This window comes from Limnothrix redekei LRLZ20PSL1, from assembly GCF_043235035.1.
Taxonomy (GTDB): domain Bacteria; phylum Cyanobacteriota; class Cyanobacteriia; order CACIAM-69d; family CACIAM-69d; genus CACIAM-69d.
In genome coordinates this window covers 1-19,768 of sequence record NZ_JAZAQF010000069.1, presented here as the reverse complement: position 1 = coordinate 19,768, position 19,768 = coordinate 1, and the positions used below count along the sequence as shown (strand labels likewise).

The window sequence follows — 19,768 nt, the reverse complement described above, 5'->3', positions numbered from 1 at the left end:
TGCTCAACCGTTCAAATTCCGAATCCAAATCTAAAGGCTAGTGTGCCCATCAGGCTCCCCCGGCCGCCACCGATAGACCCGCAAATTGACCCGATCGGCCGCATCAAACTGCACCCCCTCCCGTTCCAGCAACGCCCGCTGCAAATAATCATTGCCCTGCCGAAACGGTGAGTAGGAAATTTCCCCTCGCGCATTCACGACCCGTTGCCAAGGAATGTCTCGATCGTCCCCCGCCACCCGCGCCAGGGCATAGCCCACCAACCGCGCCTTACCCGCCAAGTTGGCCAGCTCGGCCACTTGCCCATAGGTTGCCACCTTGCCCGGGGGGATTTGCTGAACCACCGCATAAATTTGGGCATAAACCGTCATTGAATTGCCATTGCTCCCTCAACCGCCCGATCGCTATTCAAGCCGATATTCAAGCCAATATCAAAGTCAAAGTTTAAAACCAGACTTTCAAGATATTCGCTAAGATTTCAGCCAGTTTTCACTTAGGGCTGAAAGCGGCCGCCACCACCGCCAGCCATATTTTTAAATTGCGTAAACTGCGAGTCAAACAGTAGGCGAACTGTGCCCGTTGGGCCGTTACGGTGCTTGGTAAGCAACACTTCTGCAATTCCCCGATCGGGAGTATCTGGGTTGTAGTACTCCTCTCTATAAAGCATTAAGATTAAGTCCGCATCTTGCTCAATACTGTTATGAACAATGATGTTATTTGCCACGAAATTGTGATGCTCTGGGACTGTTAAATCAAAAACCTCTTCTTCTCCATCTGGCTCGATCGAAACCACTTCATCCCAATAGACATCGCTATTAGCCAAATTTTTTAAGCTGCTCGAATCCAGAACTTCTGCAATTCTATTCAAACGCTCACGACTGAGATTCTGTTGCCAGTTTCGCTCAGGTTTAATGCGTACTTGGATATCGTCGCCAAATACTTGAACCGCCAGTTCTTGAACAGCGGTTGCCAAATCTAAATCCACTGTTTTGTACTGAATCGCGTGGCGCGGAAGAGTACAACCATCACCAATGAGATGACCCATTAGGGCAACTTTTGGCTGTGTGATAGTCGTAGTTTGATTCGGGGCAAGCTGGCGCGGTAGAGCAATTCTCATGCGCTGTTGCAAGCAATCGAGTCGCAGCCAACCATCTAAAGTTAGAAATTGATGGTTAGCCGTTGCACGAATTTGACGACCCAGACGAGTGGTTAAACGGAAGACCGGTTTAGTTCCTGTTGAAAAAGCATGGCTAACTCGCTTAGACTCTAGCTTCCAGGTAATTGGATTTAAAGCCAGTACAGAGAAGTTTTTTCGTCCAACAAGTTGACGAATGGGTACTCGTTGGCCGCTATCAGCCATGAGCACCAAAGTATCGCCGGTTAAGCAACCTGACTCGCGCAGATCCGACATCATTGGTCGCTTATTTGTTCGTGATTCTACGCTACGACTGAGCTGAGATAGGGCCAGGATTGGCACATTTAATTCCCGAGCTAGGGCCTTGAGCGATCGGGTGATTTTTGACAGCTCTTGTACCCGGTTATCTCCGCCTCCTTCCATCAATTGCAGGTAATCAATCACAATTAGCCCCAATGCGCCACCGCGTTCCGCTTGCAAGCGACGGGCTTTTGATCGCATTTCTGTAATTGAAATGTCCGCTGTGTCGTCAATATAAAGCTTCAGGTTAGAAAGACCTTGAATGGCAGACCCAATCCGCCCCCATTCGTTTTCGCTAATCCGTCCCGATCGCAGGCGATTGCTTTCAATTTGCGCTTCGCTGGAGAGCATCCGATACATCAGTTGCTCCTTCGACATTTCCAGACTAAAAATGGCGATCGGGAGGTTATGAATTGCAGCCACATTGCGAGCCGCATTCATCACAAAACTGGTTTTGCCCATTGAGGGCCGACCCGCCACAATGATCAAATCCGATCGCTGAAATCCTTGAGTCATCGCATCTAGATCATAGAAGCCGCTGCTCAGTCCCGGCATCTGAGATTCCAGGGCCCGACTTTCCAGCTCAAAGAATGCTTCCGAGAGAATCACCTCCGCAGAAGTCAAATCGTTTTTGGCTTTGGATTGGGTGATATTAAACAGGCGCTGTTCTGCGCGATCGAGCAATTTTGCCAACTCTTCCCTATTGTCAAATGCCAACTGCGCAATATCACCGCCCACGGAAATTAGTTGTCGCCGCACATATTTATCGGCAATCAAAAGGGCATAGCGATCAATATTGACTGCGCTAACGGTGCGATCGAGCAGTTGCGATATTTTTTGCGAGCCGCCCACTTTTTCTAAGAGGTCTCGATCCTTCAACCAAGTGGTCACCGACAGCAAATCCGTAGGATTGCCCCGGGCGTGCAATTCACGCATGGCTTCAAAAATGGTGCGGTGGGCACTTAAATAAAACGCCTCCGGTGTCAGAATTTCAGCAACGCGGTTCATCGCTTCCGGATCTAGCAAAATGCCGCCAAGAATCGACTCTTCCGCGTCAATATTTTGCGGCGGCAGTCGATCGCTCACGGTCGAAAAATCAAGCGACTCACTCATATTGCAAACAAGTTTGATCGATGGGTTCGCGATCGAAAAAATAAAGAAAATAAGGAATCTAATAGGGAATCTAATAGGGAATTCAGGGCCATGCGCATTCTGATCGGCACTATGCCACAGAAATGGGGGCTGGAACTAGCCAAACCCCCATGGGCGTGAGTTGCTCGGGATCCCGCTGGGGATCTGAGCGATGGATAGGATATTCAGGACAGGCATGATGGAGAGCGGGCCACCAACGATCGGCCATCAGCGATCGCCTAGCTGATGCGCCCAGACATCCTGGCGGCAATCCTACTCGGCAATCACTTCGATCGTGGCCGTTGCCACCACTTCCGGGTGCAACTTCAGCGACACCGTGTACTTGCCCAGCTTGTTGATTTCGGGCAGGGTCATATCGCGGTGATCCAAATCGATCCCGGCGTATTCCTTCACCTTGTCAGCCACTTCGCGGGTGGTCACGGTTCCAAAGATCGCATCGCCTTCGCCCACCGACTTGGCAATCCGCAGCGTGCCCACGGTAGACAGAGCCGTTTTGTTGGCTTCTGCGCGTTGTTTTTCTTCAATCTTGCGTTGGCGCTCGGCCTCGCGGCGGCGCTCCACTTGCTTCAAAATTCCAGGGGTTACGTTAACGGCTGCCCCCTGAGGCAGCAGGTAGTTGCGGGCATAACCGGGAGCCACTTCTACCAAATCGCCGGTCTTACCCAGCTTGCTAACGTCTTTGCTCAGAACTACTTGAACTCGCTTAGCCATGGTTGAGGATATCGTGTGTTGGGCTGTTGATGGGCGGGTCGCTGGGTAAGCACTCGGGCACTGCGCAATTACGGTGTAGGAGCGATTTCACGCGCACCGATCGCGCCCCACTCAACAAACTTTTAGACATTGCCAGACAAAAGGCAATTTCCAATATTAACAGCTATGTCGAGCTTGGCAGCAGTCTGAGGACGAAGATTCATCAGCGGAGCCTGGCAGAAATTGTCTAAATCCTTAGCGTGTGCCCGATCCCTGGCTCCGGCTGGGGCCGCCGGAGTCTGGAGGGGTGGGCGCTGGCTGTTGGGCGGCCGATCGCACTAACCAACTTTGCTCGGGAGAACCGGCCAGGGCAAAGCGCTGACCCCGACCCACCCAAGACCAGGGTTCCACCACCGCCAACAGCCCCCAAGCCAAAATCACCATTCCTTTGATTAGGGGTCGCGATCGATCCAAGATCGCAGTGGATCGACTTTCGCCCATGACCAATCTTGCTGATTCTCCTCCCGATCGGTGCATGAGTCGTTGGGGGCGAACCACTGTCCTTCGATCGCAACAGTCCAACATCACAAACCTCCCTAGTGCTTCAAAAACACAAATTAAAGGGCGAAGCTTAACAAGCAATCAAACTAAAACTGAATTATTGATGGTAATTTGTGAATGGCAATTATTGAATAGCGGTGATTCATTTCAGTCATTGATTCTTGAAATTCATTGCAGTCATAAATTGCCAATAATCAATTGCAAATAATTGATTATGAGTGATTGATTGCAACGGTTAACAGCGTAGTTCACAAGCTGATCACGGTTAATCACGATTAATCACGGTTGGTCAGAACCGCAAAAATCAAAAAGAATTGATGACCTGGCAGGGAACACTCCCGATCGTGATGTTGGTTTTCAAACAATCCATCAAATTACAAAACAACAAACAAACATCATGATCAGAGCGATTTTGACTGATCTTTGATAGTCCAAGCTTGATGATGCAAACCCAGTTAATGCAACCTAGTCGGCACAAACTCAGTCAGCGGTCATCAAACTCAGGCTTCCAAAGGTTGCAATCAAGAGTCGCAGCCCAAAATTGCAGCTTCAAGTTACAACTTGTAATCTTGACCCAGGATCTTGACCCAGAATCTTGACCCAGAATCTCAACTCAAGATTGCAACTCAAGATTGCTGCTTAAAATCGCAACTTTAGAGCTGCTTCTACAGTTTCGTGGGCAAGCTTTGGAGCTTCGGTTTTAGCACTGATTTTGCGCATTGACCATAGCCCTCTAGTAGTACCGTAGAACGGATATGGACGACTCATCAGATCCCCTGGGAATTCTGAAGAAAATCTTAATATCCACCACAATAGCTACTGCTAGTCCGGTGAATTTCTTGCGCCTCGGCCGCTAATTCGCTTCGGAACAAAATGCCTGAAGCCATTGCCAAATCTGGGTTTTCAGAATTGGCAAGTGGGTTTTCTTATATCTGATAAGTTGCTCAATTAAACCCATAATTGTTCCCAAGCACAGCCCCGTGGGGCCGAGTTGTGACCATTGTTCACGTTCCGTGCCCCGGTTCCGTGCCCCGGTTGCGCTTAGGTTTCTCATTCCCAACCAGGACTAATCATCGAAGGAAAATTCGGTTCATTAGCCCTGAGTGGGATTGATCATGCTTGTTGAGCAATCCCTGACATGGGATTAAAGAAGATACCAAATTTTGGCGAAAATTCGGCAATTAGAAATCGAGGCTCCGTGCGACGACTGCTGTGCTGGGCTATTGATTCAACCACTCCATGAGTTCGGCGGGGCTGAGTCCCAAATCTTTGGCCAGGCGATCGGTGTCGCTGCTACCGCCAGCATCGCGAATTTCGGCCAGTTCTTGCGCCGATCGCCCCACAATTCGGGCAATGTTTTTAAGCTGCCCGTCATTAATCGGCCGCCCTTCGTAAATATCCTTCAGCTCGGGAGGCGAAAGACGATAGGAATCACAAAATTGCACAAATTCCTGGCTTCCCATGCCCAGGGCGGCTTGGCGATCGCGCAGCAGATAGGCAATGGCGCGGGGGCCACTGGTGGGGCGAATGGTGGTTTCCAAGTACCGCAACATCAGTTGGCCCACCTGTTGGGAGTTGCCGCCCATTTTGGCCACCATATCGGAACAAAGGCGCTTGAAGGCTAAACGCAACACGGTGTTAGTCGCCTCTAGTTTCTTTTCGCGATCGAACAGCTCAGACAACTGGTTAGCAAATTCACTGGTGCACCATCCCACCTCTTCGCCGTTGATGGTGAGGCTGGAATACCAACGCTGAGGGCCAAATTGCACCTTGGGGCTGTCTGTCGCCACGATCGTCTCCTTATGCAAACGCAGGTATATGCAGGGCCTGAAAATCCTGAAAACACTGAGCGGGTTGGGTCGATCGGGGTTCGGGGTGTTGGCGACGCAGAATTCTGAATTCGCAGCTTGCCTTGGCCTTGGTCGATGCAACCCTCTCCATCATCCATGATCAGATCTGACCATTGAGAGATCATCTAAGAGATCATCCCTGGCTCTTCAGCATCATGGATGATCAAAACCAGGGACGATCAGACGATTAAATGATTTTCTAACGATTTTATGGACAATTGAATGATGATTGGATGATTTGTTAATGATTATGGGGATTTCAGGCGAAACTGGCCGCGCCCACCACCGAAAGCCCCAACAACGAGCGGCGGCCGAAACGGCCAAAACCGCTTTTTCGATGTTTTGCAATTAACTCTCGGGCAAATTGGGCCGATCGAGGGGCCGACAAAAGGTTTCAACTCCTTGATGGCTGACCCACAAAACCACGGGCAACAGCAACACGGCCGGACAGGGGGGCTGATCATCCAAATAGCCCAGGGTGGCTGCGATCGCCCCTTGGGCTAGGGATTGGCGAACCGGTTCTTGCACACAGAGCCGGGCACGACATCGCTTGGCCAAGCCTTCCAACCAGCCATCGCTGCGATCGGGCTGTTGGCCGGCCCGAATGGCCAGGGCGATCGCCGCATCTTCGAGATCCCCTTCACAATCTTCAATCTCTGCCAGGGCCTCCAAAGCAGTGGGATATTCTGCTAACTCAACCCGCAGTTGGGCGATCCTGTCCGTTGACACTACCAAACGATTTTCGTTGCTCATAAAATCCGCAATTCGTCCGCAATCGATCGGCCTGCCTCAGTCCAGCGCCCGCGAGCTAGAGACTGGCGACCCCTTCTAGCAACCAACATCAACAGAAGTATCAAACAGAAAAATCAACCAGAAGAAATATCAAACAGAGCATCAACTCATCAACAAAAACGTTAGCCAAGCCCATGCATTCAACCATTGACCCAGCCCATGCATTCAACCATTGACCCAGCCCATGTACTCAACCATTGACCCAGCCGATGGACTCAACCAACTCAGTGATTTAGTTCGTCTAGTCCGCCGGTCAAGGCCAATGGTCAAACCCATGGGCCGCTGCCCGTTTAGTACAAATACACTTCGCCCTGTTCGGTCACGTTCACGTAGTTCACATCGTGATCAATATTGTCGGTGGCGGTTAACACCAGTTCCAGATCGCCTTGGGGGGTCACGGTGGGGCGGGCCAACAGAAAACCGCGATCGGCCCGATACAACACCAAATTGCTCGGGGTGGGCAACATCTCCAAAACGCTGGTGGCGCGATCGGGAGAGTCTAGCTGACCGGTCAACAGGCGATCGCCCGTTACGCCAATCACCTCAAAGGCCACCTTGGCATTGGTGAAATTCACTAACCGCACAGTCACCTTGCCATCCTTGAGGGCCAAGCGCGAGGCGGGCAATGGAAAACGAGCTGGTAAGGGCAGCCGGTTCGCTTCGGCACGCGTGTTGGGGCTGTTGGGCACGGCGCGGGCCGGTGCGGGGGTGGGGGTTTGGGGACGGGCTGGCGGGCTGGCGGGCTGTTGACCAGCGGCACAGGGACAAGCGCACTGGCATTGGCCAGCAGCCGGTGGCCGAGGCGGGGCCGTTTCCGCCGTCACGGGCTGACCTAAGCCCAAAACACCGCCATACAGAAGGGCCACCGCCCCGATCGCTCCCATGCCCGATCGCCCCAGAAAACGCCGTACCATCGCTTTACTCCTCAAAAATCGAAAAAAATCGAATACCCACCACAAGGTTGTCTCAATGCAGCATCAAGCGGCATCTGAATTCAATCAAACTCAAACCAGAATCAAACTTCAAACCAGAATCAAACTTCAAACCAGAATCAAGCTCAAACCAGAATCAAGCTCAAACCAGAATCAAGCTCAAACCTCAATGAGGCCGATGAAGACCCTTGGGCCCATCCTCTCGCCAAGGCGGAATCAGGGTTTTGAAGACCCGATCGAAGATCGTTAATTAGCCTTCAAGATCCTAATCCGAGAGATCCTGAATCCGAGAGATTCTAGGGTTTTTGGAACTCCCAAGGCTTCCGAAAATCTTCCGCCGGCACGCCTTGCAGCGCCTTCAGCATAAACTCCCGCCAGATGGGAGCCACATAGCTGCCCCCCGTGGCCCCGTAGCCGATCGGGCGGTAATTGTCATTCCCCGCCCAAACCGCCACCGACAGTTGCGGCACATAGCCCACAAACCAAATATCCCGCTCTGAGTCCGTTGTGCCCGTTTTGCCCGCCGCTGGCCGGCCAATATTGGCCGTCTTAGCCGTGCCGTTGGTAATCACCCCCCGCAGCGTATCCGTGAGGGTTGCCGTCGCCCAAGGATCCAGCACCAGTTGCGGCCGGGGCGTGTTGTCTAAGAGCACTTTCCCGCTGCTGTCAGTCACCTGCACAATAAACGTGGTGTCCGAATGCCAGCCATTATTGGCAAACGTGGCATAGGCTCCCGCCATTTCCAATGGGGTCACGTCCTCCGACCCCAACGGCAAGGACAGCACCGGCTCCAGCGGGCTTTGGAAACCCAACAGCCGACAGGTTTCAATCACCTTGTTCAGCCCCACTTCCTGGCCCAGGCGCACCACAGGAATATTCAACGAAATTTCCAAGGCCCGCCGAATCGAAACCGAGCCGGAAAAACCGCCCCCGTAGTTTTTGGGCCGATACATCACGCCCCCATCGTTGTAGCTGACGGGTGTGTCATTCACGGCGGAATTGGGCGTGTAGCGGCCGGTGGCAAAGGCCGCGTAATACACAAAGGGCTTGAAGGCGGATCCTGGTTGGCGCATGGCCTGAATGGCCCGATTGAACTGGCTCTTGCGATAGTCCACACCGCCCACCATGGCCTTGACAAAGTGAGTGCGCGGATCCACCGCCACCAGGGCCACTTGATCCGCTCGCAACCCGCGCGATCGCATCCGAGCGTGGGCCGCGCTGACGGTGGCCTCAGCCATGGTCTGAAAATCAAAGTCCACGGTGGTTTGAATCCGCATTCCCCCCTTGAACAGATCTTCACGCCGGAAGCGCTTCTTCAGTTCTTGGGTCACCGCCTCGGTTACGTAGGGCAGCTTGCTGGACTGGAAGGAAGTGCTTTTACCTAAATTCAAGGGTTGATTGCGGGCGGCCAATTCTTCGGCGGGCGTGATCCAGCCCAAGTCCAGCATTCGCCCCAGCACGATCGCCTGACGTTGCTTCGCTCGCTCGAAGTTCAGAAACGGACTGTAATCCTCGGGAGCTTGGATCAGGCCCGCCAGCATGGCGCTCTCAGCCAGGTTCAAATCAGCGGCCGCCTTGCCAAAGTAGCTGCGGGAGGCGGTTTCAATGCCGTAGTTATTGTGGCCCCAATAGACTTGATTGAGATATAGCTCTAGAATTTCGTCCTTTTTCAGGATTTGTTCCAAGCGCAGCGACAAAACCGCCTCGGCCACCTTCCGGCTAATTCGGCGCTGGGGTGACAGAAACAGGTTTTTGACCAACTGCATGGTCAGGGTGGAGCCACCTTCGGAGGTGCGCCCTCGCTCCAGGTTGGTGACCAGGGCCCGCATGATGCTGCCGGGGTTGATGCCAGGGTGCTGATAGAAGCTGCTGTCTTCGATCGCGATGACGGCTCGCTTGAGGTGGGGCGAGATTTGATTCAGGGGGACAACGACCCGGTTAGCTTCGTCGTGCAAGCTGGCCAGCACACGCCCTTTGATGTCGTAGATATAGCTGGTTTCGCTGGGGGTGTAGGTTTGCAGAATCCGCACGTCCGGTAGGTTGCGGAAGCTAACGGCCAAACCCACCAAGGCTCCGGCCACGGCGGCGCTGCCCAGCATGGTGACGGTCAATAGGGTGCCGCCGGTAATTTGCCCCGCTCCAACGACCAAACGCCACAGGCCCGGGCTGGGAGGCTCGATCGGGGGAGATGGGGCGGGTGTTGATCGGGGCAAGGGGCGAACTCCCGATCGGGGACGACGGGGAGAAGGCTTGTGTGAAACGTTGGAAGGCACAGGCGAAAGCAGGCTCCTAACCGATCGCGATCGATGGAATTGCACCGTATCCTAGCATTTGAATTTATGGGTCAAGTTAAGATCTCAGCCCTGCAGGGCCAGGAGCGCAGTCAGTGACGATTCAGGAATTGGGTTTGCTGTTGGGGTCAATTGTGGCCAGCGTGGTGGGGCAATTTTTGCTAAAAGCAGGGGCCCTGCGCTTGGGCAAAGTGACCGGCGACAACTGGCTCAGTCACTTGCTGTCCATGATCACCACTTGGGAACTGGTGGCGGGGCTGACGGCCTATGGCCTCGGGGCGATCGCCTATATCCTGCTGTTGACCCGGGTTAAGCTCAGCATTGCCGCCCCTTCCGTTTCCCTGATCTACGTGTTCACGGTGCTGATCGGGGTGGTGGCCTTTGGGGAATCCCTCCCGATCGCCCGACTCATCGGCGTTGGACTGATTATGACCGGGGTGGTTCTGGTGGCCTCTCAGTCCTAGGGAACAGCTTGAGCCTTTTGGGTTTTGGATCCTGGGGTCTCGACGGCTCCCCGACCCGGCCACCAAAACTGATTGGGCAAGCGATAGGCCCGCGCCTGATTGGTATCAAAGGCCCAAGCACTCAACTCCGTTGGCTCCGCTGGCAATTCCTCCGGCGTGAAAGCCGCTTGCCAACCCGAAACCCGAAAATCAGCCCCAAGCTTGCGGGCCACATCTGGCCGCGATTCCGTTACCCAAGCGAGGGCGATCGGGCGATCGACCTGAGTTTTGGGATCCCGCGCCGCCAGAATCACCACATCGGCCGATCGCCCCGATCGCCGCAAAATCGCCCACCCCTTCGCCACCCAATGGGGCAATTCAGGATGACTCACGGGGCGTTGTTGATCCTTCAAAACCACCTTTGATTGCCAAGTCCAGCTATCCCACTGTCCTTCAGCCACACCCGCCAAATCCCGGGAGCCAAAAGCTGCCAAATTGGGCGCTTCGATCAAAGGAGGATTAATCACCCCCAAATCATTCAGCGGTCGCAAATATTGCCTCAAAAATTGCAAATCCGGGTGAATCTGCTGCAAACCGAATGCATCATAAACAACGGGAAATAAAGTGATACAGGCTTTACCCAACCGTAATTGTCGATTCAAGATTTGCATTCCTCCCAAACCAGCGCGGTAGCTATTCGATTCCAAAATCAGCCACACCCCTAGCAAAAAGGCAGCTCCCCAAGAGAGCCAGCGCCAAAATTGGTTAATTTTCAGACTGTTGAAACTAGCTCTAGAACTCATTCCAGAGGTGATTGTTGGATCGGCTTCAGCAGCAATCCCTTGCGCAGGCTTCAGAGCGTATAAATCACTTTGACTCAGACTAGTGACAATCAACCCAGTAATAGCAACCCACAAATAACTAGAAACCGTAATATAGCGCGGAGAAAATGCCTGCTCAATTCCAAATCCCACTCGCCCCAATGACGTAATAGTTCCGCTCAAAAGGCTATAGCTGCCCAAAGATAGCCAAGGGATCATGGCCATCAAGGTGCTGTAGAAATTTGGGCGATCGCCTGATTTCTGAAATCGTTGCCAAGCACTCCAAGCATAAACAGCCACGCCCCCCACAAAAGCGATCAGGGCAAAGGCTCCCAAGACCTGAGCCAATTGCTGATCAGAAAAGCTCAAGGGCGCACCCAGAAAACCCAAAAAATATTGCACCAACTTGAATGGATTTTCTAAGCCCGACAACAAACTTGGCGAATCGGGTGGCTTCACATAGCCATGAAAATAAAAAATCAACGTCCCAGAAAAGCAGGCCAGCCAACCCAAAAGAAAGGCCCATACCTTGCGATTAGGTTGTTGCCAAATTCTAAAACCGATCGGAATTAAAGAAATTAACCAAAAGGTCATGCCATTGGCAAATGTGAAGGTAGCAAACCACGCCAAACTCACCATAATCAGAAAAATTTGCCATCGGGGTCGATCGCCCCGCATCAACAACAACATGCCCACCAAGCAAGCAGGTGTCACAAACATGATGTATTGCAAACCCCACAGCAAATTTTCATACTGCAATGGACTACAAAGAATTGCGGCAATTACTGCGGTGGCAACAGCGATGAGTCTTGGTTCATTAGGAATTGAAAATCTGAGCAGGCGATGAATACCCAACAAAATGAGTAATAGAAGCGTGATCGTTAGGCCCACTTCGTAAGCAGCGTTCCAGTGAGTTAATTCTGCTAATCCAACAAGTATTAGGCGTGGAAAAAATTTGCGACTTTCATTGTGTTGAGCAAACAAACTTTCAAGCGTTATATTCCCATGCTTCCAAGCATGAAAATAAACTCCGATCATCCAACCATCAAAAAAGGGAATATTGACGACATATTTGGCTAGCCAATGCAACAGCAGTACAACGGGTAGGCCAGCCATTCCATAAATCAAGAGGTTGACTGAAGAAATCCCCATGAAGTGGGCTTGATTGACCCAGTTTTGCAAAATCGAGAACAATTGAAGGCATTTTTTGAGAGTGATTAACCAAGAATTTAGGATTGTCAACATTGATTCTTGAGCTGAGTTATTGAGTCTCAGAATTGTCTAATTTTTAGAGAAGGTTTGAACAGTGTCAGATATGAATTTTTGAACCATAGGCACAACAAAGCCAGGGATCTACATCCCTTGTCTGAGTTGGTTACTTGCGCAATTACGGGCTTAGGATCGGTCGTTTAGACATTTCCTAAGTCCGTGAGTTCCCGTCACTGTAGCGCGAGTTCTGTCCCTTCACCAATCGCAACTCGAAAAAAAACGCCACCGAGTAAAACTCGATGGCGATTTGCTTCCCTGGGTCAAGCCACGGATCCCGAAAAAGCGGGTGAATGTGCCTAAGATTTCACTCCGATTTCCTGGGTCTTAATGGCTTTGAATGCAATCAGAACGCTGACTGAGCCATGATTTAGCTGGGACTGAGGCCCCTTGAACGAAGCACCCGATCGCCCTGTTATGCACCCTGACGGTCAACAGTTGAGGGTCGATCGAGGTTGATCGCGGGGCCAGTTCCTCAGATGGCAGACAAAGTGAGATGCGGTAGATGCACGATGCACCCCGATTGAGAGGCAGAATCAGAGCTTGCGATCGCCTGAACAATCGATCGCAATTAATGGAGGAGTCGGGCCTGCATTCACGGTTCGATCGGGCAGGCCAACTCCAGGCAGATACAGCTTGGCAGATGCAGAAGAAGGGAATGAACCCGAACTTTGGCGGAGACTGTGTAGATGCAAAAGTCGCCTGAGCGAACCTGATGAGTGGGAGAGCCTTGGCGACCATCGTGATCAACGGCTCATTTGCGGAGGCTGGTTGAGGACGCAGAACCTTATGAACCCAAGATCTTATGAACCCAAGATTTTGAACTCAAGAACTGGCCGGCTAAACCGCAATTCCGCAAGGGCGTTGCTGACGATGACCCCACACTTCAACTCAAAACGCCCACCCCTTTTGGGGAATGGCAACGGCATTGAGGCAATTGACCCTAAACCCTCATTCAGCAACTTCCCAAGGAACTTGCAAGAAGTTTGAGTTAGTGTTTTGCCTTGGGTTTGAGTATAGCAACTTTTTTCCGAGAATTTACGGAGATTACTCAATTTTTTTGAGAGTCCCCGGCAAAGCCTACTGCTGTTCTCCGTATAGATTCTGGGGGCGATCGCACAGGCTCAGACGCAAAAAATCTTACCAGTCAATCTTTTGGAGCTTTGAACTGCGCGATTCAGCATTCATAACTCATTTCTTGGCAAGCAGTGTTTGTATTAAAAAGCACTTCGGAAATCGTTACGAATTTCACGCTTCATGAACGGGATAAACGGAATGAGCTGCCCGCCCGCTCTGGCATCCTTACCATCCCCAAGTGCCGGGCGATCCTTTAAAAGGGCCGACAATCTCGGACGTGATCCAGCCGCCATAAAAATCACCAGGTTGGGCCTGCACTTGCTCGCCATCCACATAGCAAGCATCCACATAGCTCGGGTAAATCGCCACGTAGTTTTGGATCTCGGCAAAGGCGGGAGTCGGCGCGGGATAGAACCAAGCGGCGGCCTCGGCCCGGCGATCGCCCACTTGGATGCTGTAATACCGGGCGACCCCTTTCCACTCGCAAAAGGTCGATCGGGCAATCAGCTCAAAATATTCCTGCCGCAAATCCTCAGGGGGAATGTAATAAACCGGCGGATGGCTAGTTTCCAAAACCCGTTTCGCTTGATGGGTTTCGGCAATCACCACGCCATTGAACTCCACCCGAATTTGCTTACTGGAATCTTCCCAGCGTGGCGGCCGGGGGTAGTCCCACACGGATTCTTGACCAGGGCCGGGAACCATTCGATCGGGATATGCCATCACTCAAAACCCCAGTTGAACCGTTTTGTTGAATTTTGCCGCTGAATCCTTTGAAAGTCACTGGGAATGACCTGAGTGCAACCACCCCCAGCCCAAACACTGCTACGACATCGCTTTGCTAGACTGAGAACCGGGGCTTAACGTTTCTTAAAACCCAAGCCCCAGCAAAAGATTGTCAGCGGTTTCCTGGGGTTAGGAACTGTCGTCGTTTCGCCCGAAACCTCGGATCTGCCGTTAGCAGATCGTGGGGAGCAAGGGGCTTGAGCATCTTGTTACAACTAGCGGCTCGTGGGGAGCAAGGGGCTTGAGCATCTTGTTACAACAATTGGGGGGCATGAAAGATCAACGGTTTCAGCCTCACATCGAGAAATGACGACAGACCCTAGCCCCCTTGAGCAACCCCTAATTCTGTTTGCTGCCCTTCGCACCGTTTGAGGAATCATTACATGGCTCCAACTTTGCTGCTGTCTCGGGATGTGCCCGAGTTGCGTTACCTGCCCACGGTCGATCGCTTCGATGAAAGCTGGCGATCGCCCCTTTCGACCTTGCTGGGTTGGGGGCGCGCCGCCGGAGCCGATTTTGTGGAATTTTTCCTGGAACGCAGCAACTACATCAACTGCCTGGCCGAAGACGATGCCATCACCAGCATTGCCCCCCGACTGGCCACCGGCGCGGGGGTGCGCGTGTTTCGCGGCCATGCCGACTGCTACGTCAGCACCAATGATCTGACCTTTGCCGGGTTGCGATCGGCTCTGGAAAAAGCCCTGGCAATCCTGGGGTTGAGCCTGCCGGGCCCCAATGCCTACATCCCCGAAGTGAACCTAGAACCCCTGCGGGACTACGTGGCCACCAAGGGCAAGGATGCTTGGTTGGGTCAATGCAGTTCCATGAAGGAAATGGGCGAGGTGCTGTTGGCGGCCAACGATGCGCTGGCCAAGCAAGGCAGCCATGTGCAATCGCGGCGATCGAGCTATTTTCGCGACTGGCAAGAAGTGTTGGTAGCCGCCAGTGATGGCGTGTTTGCCCACGACATTCGCCTGACCCAATCGGTGGGGTCGAGCCTGCTCTGTGCCGATGGGGCCAATCGATCGTCCATTGGTCAGCGGGCCGGCGATGCCAGCAATCCCCAATTCTTGCGAGATTGGGACTACGAAACCTTCACCAGTGGCATTGCTGAATCGGCGGGCAAAATGCTCTACGCCGACTATGTGGAATCGGGTAACTATCCTGTGGTGATGGCCAATGCCTTTGGCGGCGTGATCTTCCACGAAGCCTGCGGCCACCTGCTGGAAACCACCCAAGTGGAACGCAAAACCACACCATTTTGGGACAAGAAAGGCGAAAAAATCGCCCATGAAAATTTGACCGCTTGGGATGAAGGCTTGAGTGACAACGCCTTCGGCACTTTGGATATGGACGATGAAGGAATGCCGGTGCAGCGCACCTTGCTGATTGAAAATGGCATTCTGAAAAACTTCATTTCCGATCGCGCGGGCTTTGTGAAAACAGGCCATCCCCGCACCGGCAGCGGCCGCCGTCAGGGCTACACCTTCGCCGCCGCCTCACGGATGCGGAACACCTACATTGCCCCGGGCGAATTCTCGATCGATCAGTTGTTTGGCTCGATCGATCGCGGCATTTATTGCAAGCGGATGGGCGGCGGCAGTGTCGGCCCCACCGGTCAATTTAACTTCGGTGTGGATGAAGCTTACCTAATTGAAAATGGGCAGCTCACCAAACCCTTGAAGGGCGCAACCTTGATTGGGGAAGCCGTGGAAATCATGCAGAAAATTTCCATGTCCTCCAATGATTTGGCCCTCTCGCCGGGGTTCTGTGGATCGGTCAGTGGCAGTGTCTATGTCACCGTGGGTCAACCCCACATCAAAGTGGATGCAATTACCGTGGGAGGTCGCTAAGTCGTGGCAATTTCAATTGAACAATTGGCAACGGATGCCCGCGATTTGGCAACCAATTTGGGCATCAAACAATTTGATTTGTATGGATCATCCGTCGATGAAACCAGCGTCAAAGTGCGCGACGGCGAGCCGGAACAGGTGAAAGCCTCCCAGCGATCGGGCGTGACCGTGCGGGTTTGGAGCCAAGACGGGCGCGTGGGCATCACCTCCACCACCGACATCGATCGGGCCGGGCTGGAGCTGGCCCTGCGCACCGCCAGTGAGGCCAGCGCCTTCGGAGCCACGGACAACGTGCCGGACTTCAGTCCCGAAGCCACCCAGCCGATCGATGGCAACACCAGCGACATGGCCCCGCCCGCCCCGATCAACACCCTGATCACAGCCCTAGCCGATGCCGAAAAACGGCTGCTGGATGCCCACCCGGCAATCACCTCCGTGCCCTACAACGGCCTCTCCCAAAGCGACACGGAGCGGTTTTATCTGAACAGCGAAGGGGCCCTGCGGCACGAGGCCCGCTCGATCGCCTCCATGTATCTCTACGCCAAAACCGAGCAGGAAGGGCGCAAACCCCGGAGCGGCGGCGCATTCCGCATGGCCCGCAGCTTCGACAGCCTCGACCTAGAAGGCTGCCTGCAAGAAACCACCGAAAAAACCCTCAGCCACCTGAACTACGACAAAATTCAGTCGGGCAAATATCCGATCGTCTTTTCGCCAGAAGCTTTCCTCAGCTTGCTGGGAGCCTTTTCCAATCTGTTCAACGCCCAGAGCATTTTGGATAAACAAAGCCTTTCCACGCCGGATTCGCTGGGGCAAACCCTGGCCGCGTCGATCCTGTCGCTGGCGGACGACGAACACCACCCCGGCAACATTGGCGCAAGCTGGTTTGACGGCGAAGGCACACCCACCCGCCGCATCCCGCTGATCACCGATGGGCAACTGACCAACTTCCTGCACAGCGCCGGAACCGCCAAACGCCTGGGCGCACAACCCACGGGCCACGCCAACATGGGCGCAAAGGTGACGGTCAGCCCCGGCTACTGGCACGTGTTCTCGAACCAACCGGGTGACCTGCGCTTGGCCGATGCCGAGCAGGTGATCTTGGTGGACGATGTGACCGCGCTGCACGCGGGGGTGAACGCCCTGGAGGGATCGTTCTCGCTGCCCTTTGATGGCTGGATGGTGAAACGGGGCGATCGGGTCAGCATCGAGTCCGCCACGATCGCGGGCGACATCCACGACCTGCTGAAGTCGATCATCTGTGTGGAACCCGAGGCCGAGGTGCTCCCCGGCGGCACTTGCCCCCGAATTTGGGTGGCGGAACTGTCGATTACGGGCGACTAACATCAGGCAATCGGTTGGGAGTGCCGCCTGTTGCTCCCAACCGGATCCCCATCTCCTGGCGATCGCCATGGTTGCTAATTTCGATCGATTGCTCATGAGTCCCACCGACTACTTGGCCTGGGAAGCCGAGCAGTCGGTGCGCCATGAATATTTTCACGGGGCCGCCTACGCCATGGTGGGCGGAACTTTGGCCCACAATGCGATCGCCCTCAACATTGCCAGTTGGTTGCGGGGGCAGTTGCGGGGCACGGGTTGCCACACCTACATGGCCGATGCCAAGGTGCAAATCAGCGCGGCGGGCCCCTATTTTTATCCCGATGGGGTTGTCACTTGCGATCAGCGCGATCGCCAGGCCACCAGCCTGATTAGCCATCCCAAGCTAATTATTGAAGTGCTATCTCCCAGCACGGCCGGGTTCGATCGCGGCGACAAGTTCAAAGCCTATCGGCGGCTACCCTCATTGCAGGAATATCTATTAATTGATGCCACCCAAATCAGCGTCGATCGCTATGCTCGAAATCCGCTAAACCAATGGGTTCTGACTTCCTATCCCGCCGTTGACCCAGACCCGGAAGCCGATTGGGGGGCGATCTCAATTCACCTCGAATCGCTGGATCTGACCGCTTCTCTAGGAATGATTTACGAAGAAGTCCAGTTTCTGTGACAATCATTCACTAAACTGATTTGAATCCATTCAATATAATGAGTCATTAATTATGGAAAAGTTAATCATTCAAGGCTTCGCTGGCTTACAAGATATTGAAATTATTCCAAAAAAAATCAATCTTTTGATTGGCCCACAAGCTAGCGGAAAGAGCATTATTGCCAAATTACTGTTCTATTTCCGAAGCTTTATTCAAGAAATCTTTCTTGCCGGCTTTAATCTAGAATCAAAGCCAAAATTCGACAGAAAAATGAAAGGTTTATTTGAGCAATATTTTCCCTTGGGGTCTTGGGGAAAATTAGAATTCGCCATTCAGTATTCACTAAACAGTGAATACATTACAATTAATCGAAAATTTATTGGAAGACGTGTTTCTAAACTGGATTTAGCTTATTCAGACTTTTATAGAAAGGCACTATCTGAGGCAAAAAATATCATCGGCGAAGTTGAAGACTCTCCTTCTTTTTGGAAAGTCATCAGAGAGTCAGGACTAGGCGTTTATCCTCAAGCTCAAATTGAATTTCTAACAAAGACTTCGGAAAAGCTAAACACAGAGGCGGCATTTGATCAGCTATTTATTCCTGCGGGTCGTTCACTGTTTGCAATCTATGACAACAATATTTTCAGTTTTCTGTCTAAAGATCTAACAATTGATCCTCTTCTTGTACAATTTGGGCGATACTATGAACAGGCAAGAAATTTCGCTGTCAAATCAGGTCATGAGTTTGAAGACCGAGACACTGATGCTTTGTTTTTGGAATTCGCTTATTTGAAATCTCGAATTTTGTCAGGTGAATATATACGCCATCAAGGCAAGGATTATATTGAGTCTTCAGATGGAAGGGCTGTGAAATTATCCCATTCTTCCTCAGGTCAGCAAGAAACTCTGCCTTTGATCTTGATTTTAGAGAGCTTGTTATTTTCTCCTGCTTTTAGTAGTACAACAACTACTTCATTAGGTTTTTCAATTTATATTGAAGAACCTGAAGCGCATCTGTTTCCAAGCGCTCAGCGAGACATAGTAAATTTCATTGTCACTGCTTACAATGCCAAGTCCAATCAATTCAGATTTTTTCTGACAACCCACAGTCCTTATATCCTGACTTCATTTAACAACTTGATTCAGGCGGGAATTTTGAGCAAGGATGGGCATCATGACCAAGTTCTCAAAGTTATACCAGCCTCTCAGATTCTTGATCCTGATGATGTTGCTGCCTATCATGTCGTTGATGGCAAAGCTCGCAATATTATTGATCCAGAAACTCAGTTAATTGATGCTCAAATCATTGACTCAATTTCTGAGGAGCTAGCCATTCAGTTTGATCAACTACTGGATATTGAGTAGGGATCATGGATTTTCCAAAATGTACTCGAGAATATGAAGGGAAAACCATTTCTCTGAGTGACCCCAAATCCAAAAACAGCAAAGCAAAGCTAACCTTAAAGAACCCCAGACAGCTTCTGATTAAGGTTATTGATATTGATGGGTGTGTCATCAGGGAAGGTATTCGCTGCGATCAACTAGTGACCTTGCCCAATAATAAGCTGATCTATGTTGAATTTAAAGGAAACGACGTTAAACATGCGGTCAAGCAAATTGAATCCACAATGGGATATATTTCGGGAGTTTGTAGCTCGTCAAGAAACTCAGACATCATTTGTATGATTGCTTGTAATCGATGTCCTCTTAGAGCTGATTTATAAATCAATTATTAAGCATCTAGAGCAGCCAATCTTCTCACCATCAAATGCATTAAGCAGCCATAGATCATCCCTTCACTCGTCTCCGAATACAACTCATAGTCCTTGCTCAATC

17 protein-coding genes and 1 pseudogene are annotated in these 19,768 nt (G+C 52.0%); 6 read left to right on the top strand and 12 right to left on the bottom strand.

Annotation, left to right across the window (positions count from 1 at the left end; translation table 11 throughout):
* Nucleotides 1–30: 30 nt before the first annotated feature.
* The 9 genes from VPK24_RS11305 to VPK24_RS11265 form a co-directional block, all read right to left on the bottom strand.
* Nucleotides 31–369 carry an MGMT family protein gene (locus tag VPK24_RS11305; protein WP_190531805.1) on the bottom strand — a complete coding sequence of 113 codons (339 nt, stop codon included), beginning with the start codon at nt 367–369 and terminating at the stop codon, nt 31–33.
* Nucleotides 370–491: 122 nt separating this feature from the next.
* Complete coding sequence (dnaB, locus tag VPK24_RS11300) at nt 492–2,546, bottom strand: replicative DNA helicase (RefSeq protein WP_393013314.1); 2,055 nt, start codon at nt 2,544–2,546, stop codon at nt 492–494.
* Nucleotides 2,547–2,655: 109 nt separating this feature from the next.
* Nucleotides 2,656–2,793 (bottom strand): hypothetical protein, encoded by a 138-nt coding sequence (locus tag VPK24_RS11295; protein WP_393013311.1) that lies wholly within the window; start codon nt 2,791–2,793, stop codon nt 2,656–2,658.
* A gap of 44 nt (nt 2,794–2,837) precedes the next feature.
* The gene (gene rplI, locus VPK24_RS11290; protein ID WP_099533812.1) at nt 2,838–3,296 is read right to left on the bottom strand and encodes a 50S ribosomal protein L9; all 459 of its coding nucleotides are present in this window, start codon (nt 3,294–3,296) and stop codon (nt 2,838–2,840) included.
* A gap of 234 nt (nt 3,297–3,530) precedes the next feature.
* The gene (locus VPK24_RS11285; RefSeq protein ID WP_393013307.1) at nt 3,531–3,776 is read right to left on the bottom strand and encodes a hypothetical protein; all 246 of its coding nucleotides are present in this window, start codon (nt 3,774–3,776) and stop codon (nt 3,531–3,533) included.
* 1,280 nt (nt 3,777–5,056) lie between these two features.
* Nucleotides 5,057–5,626, bottom strand: a complete 570-nt coding sequence (locus tag VPK24_RS11280; protein WP_099533807.1) for a hypothetical protein — start codon at nt 5,624–5,626, stop codon at nt 5,057–5,059.
* A 408-nt stretch (nt 5,627–6,034) separates the two neighbouring features.
* Entirely contained in the window at nt 6,035–6,415 is a 381-nt protein-coding gene (locus tag VPK24_RS11275; protein WP_234406971.1) for a hypothetical protein, read from the bottom strand.
* A 353-nt stretch (nt 6,416–6,768) separates the two neighbouring features.
* Nucleotides 6,769–7,392: a hypothetical protein gene (locus tag VPK24_RS11270; protein WP_393013304.1), complete on the bottom strand. Its 624-nt coding sequence runs from the start codon at nt 7,390–7,392 to the stop codon at nt 6,769–6,771.
* A 314-nt stretch (nt 7,393–7,706) separates the two neighbouring features.
* Nucleotides 7,707–9,590: a transglycosylase domain-containing protein gene (locus VPK24_RS11265; protein WP_449283922.1), complete on the bottom strand. Its 1,884-nt coding sequence runs from the start codon at nt 9,588–9,590 to the stop codon at nt 7,707–7,709.
* 206 nt (nt 9,591–9,796) lie between these two features.
* Here VPK24_RS11265 and VPK24_RS11260 point away from each other — a divergent pair, with 206 nt between their 5' ends.
* On the top strand, nt 9,797–10,165 hold the full coding sequence (locus tag VPK24_RS11260; protein WP_393013301.1) for an EamA family transporter: 369 nt from the start codon (nt 9,797–9,799) through the stop codon (nt 10,163–10,165).
* Here VPK24_RS11260 and VPK24_RS11255 read toward each other — a convergent pair.
* Both VPK24_RS11255 and VPK24_RS11250 read right to left on the bottom strand, forming a co-directional pair.
* The gene (locus tag VPK24_RS11255; protein ID WP_393013298.1) at nt 10,162–11,685 is read right to left on the bottom strand and encodes a hypothetical protein; all 1,524 of its coding nucleotides are present in this window, start codon (nt 11,683–11,685) and stop codon (nt 10,162–10,164) included. The genes VPK24_RS11260 and VPK24_RS11255 overlap by 4 nt on opposite strands.
* A gap of 1,848 nt (nt 11,686–13,533) precedes the next feature.
* Nucleotides 13,534–14,031: a DUF427 domain-containing protein gene (locus VPK24_RS11250; protein ID WP_393013295.1), complete on the bottom strand. Its 498-nt coding sequence runs from the start codon at nt 14,029–14,031 to the stop codon at nt 13,534–13,536.
* A gap of 446 nt (nt 14,032–14,477) precedes the next feature.
* Here VPK24_RS11250 and VPK24_RS11245 point away from each other — a divergent pair, with 446 nt between their 5' ends.
* The 5 genes from VPK24_RS11245 to VPK24_RS11225 all read left to right on the top strand — a co-directional run bounded on the left by VPK24_RS11245 (nt 14,478) and on the right by VPK24_RS11225 (nt 19,656).
* Entirely contained in the window at nt 14,478–15,947 is a 1,470-nt protein-coding gene (locus VPK24_RS11245; protein ID WP_190531816.1) for a TldD/PmbA family protein, read from the top strand.
* 3 nt (nt 15,948–15,950) lie between these two features.
* Nucleotides 15,951–17,288: a TldD/PmbA family protein gene (locus tag VPK24_RS11240; RefSeq protein ID WP_393013292.1), complete on the top strand. Its 1,338-nt coding sequence runs from the start codon at nt 15,951–15,953 to the stop codon at nt 17,286–17,288.
* A gap of 67 nt (nt 17,289–17,355) precedes the next feature.
* Nucleotides 17,356–17,952: a Uma2 family endonuclease gene (locus VPK24_RS11235; RefSeq protein ID WP_393013289.1), complete on the top strand. Its 597-nt coding sequence runs from the start codon at nt 17,356–17,358 to the stop codon at nt 17,950–17,952.
* A gap of 52 nt (nt 17,953–18,004) precedes the next feature.
* Nucleotides 18,005–19,297, top strand: a complete 1,293-nt coding sequence (locus VPK24_RS11230) for an AAA family ATPase (protein ID WP_393013286.1) — start codon at nt 18,005–18,007, stop codon at nt 19,295–19,297.
* 5 nt (nt 19,298–19,302) lie between these two features.
* Nucleotides 19,303–19,656, top strand: a complete 354-nt coding sequence (locus tag VPK24_RS11225; RefSeq protein ID WP_393013284.1) for a hypothetical protein — start codon at nt 19,303–19,305, stop codon at nt 19,654–19,656.
* An 8-nt stretch (nt 19,657–19,664) separates the two neighbouring features.
* Here the strand turns inward: VPK24_RS11225 and VPK24_RS11220 are convergent.
* Nucleotides 19,665–19,768, bottom strand: a pseudogene (locus VPK24_RS11220) (IS5/IS1182 family transposase); the annotation flags it as partial.

Excerpts from the sequence above, each read along its gene's own strand:
- rplI (WP_099533812.1), bottom strand. The coding sequence starts at position 3,296 with ATGGCTAAGCGAGTTCAAGTAGTTCTGAGCAAAGACGTTAGCAAGCTG.
- VPK24_RS11245 (WP_190531816.1), top strand. The coding sequence starts at position 14,478 with ATGGCTCCAACTTTGCTGCTGTCTCGGGATGTGCCCGAGTTGCGTTAC.
- VPK24_RS11295 (WP_393013311.1), bottom strand. The coding sequence starts at position 2,793 with ATGGCCGATCGTTGGTGGCCCGCTCTCCATCATGCCTGTCCTGAATAT.
- VPK24_RS11255 (WP_393013298.1), bottom strand. The coding sequence starts at position 11,685 with ATGTTTGTGACACCTGCTTGCTTGGTGGGCATGTTGTTGTTGATGCGG.
- VPK24_RS11235 (WP_393013289.1), top strand. The coding sequence starts at position 17,356 with ATGGTTGCTAATTTCGATCGATTGCTCATGAGTCCCACCGACTACTTG.
- VPK24_RS11270 (WP_393013304.1), bottom strand. The coding sequence starts at position 7,392 with ATGGTACGGCGTTTTCTGGGGCGATCGGGCATGGGAGCGATCGGGGCG.
- VPK24_RS11285 (WP_393013307.1), bottom strand. The coding sequence starts at position 3,776 with ATGGGCGAAAGTCGATCCACTGCGATCTTGGATCGATCGCGACCCCTA.
- dnaB (WP_393013314.1), bottom strand. The coding sequence starts at position 2,546 with ATGAGTGAGTCGCTTGATTTTTCGACCGTGAGCGATCGACTGCCGCCG.
- VPK24_RS11230 (WP_393013286.1), top strand. The coding sequence starts at position 18,005 with ATGGAAAAGTTAATCATTCAAGGCTTCGCTGGCTTACAAGATATTGAA.
- VPK24_RS11250 (WP_393013295.1), bottom strand. The coding sequence starts at position 14,031 with ATGGCATATCCCGATCGAATGGTTCCCGGCCCTGGTCAAGAATCCGTG.
- VPK24_RS11305 (WP_190531805.1), bottom strand. The coding sequence starts at position 369 with ATGACGGTTTATGCCCAAATTTATGCGGTGGTTCAGCAAATCCCCCCG.
- VPK24_RS11225 (WP_393013284.1), top strand. The coding sequence starts at position 19,303 with ATGGATTTTCCAAAATGTACTCGAGAATATGAAGGGAAAACCATTTCT.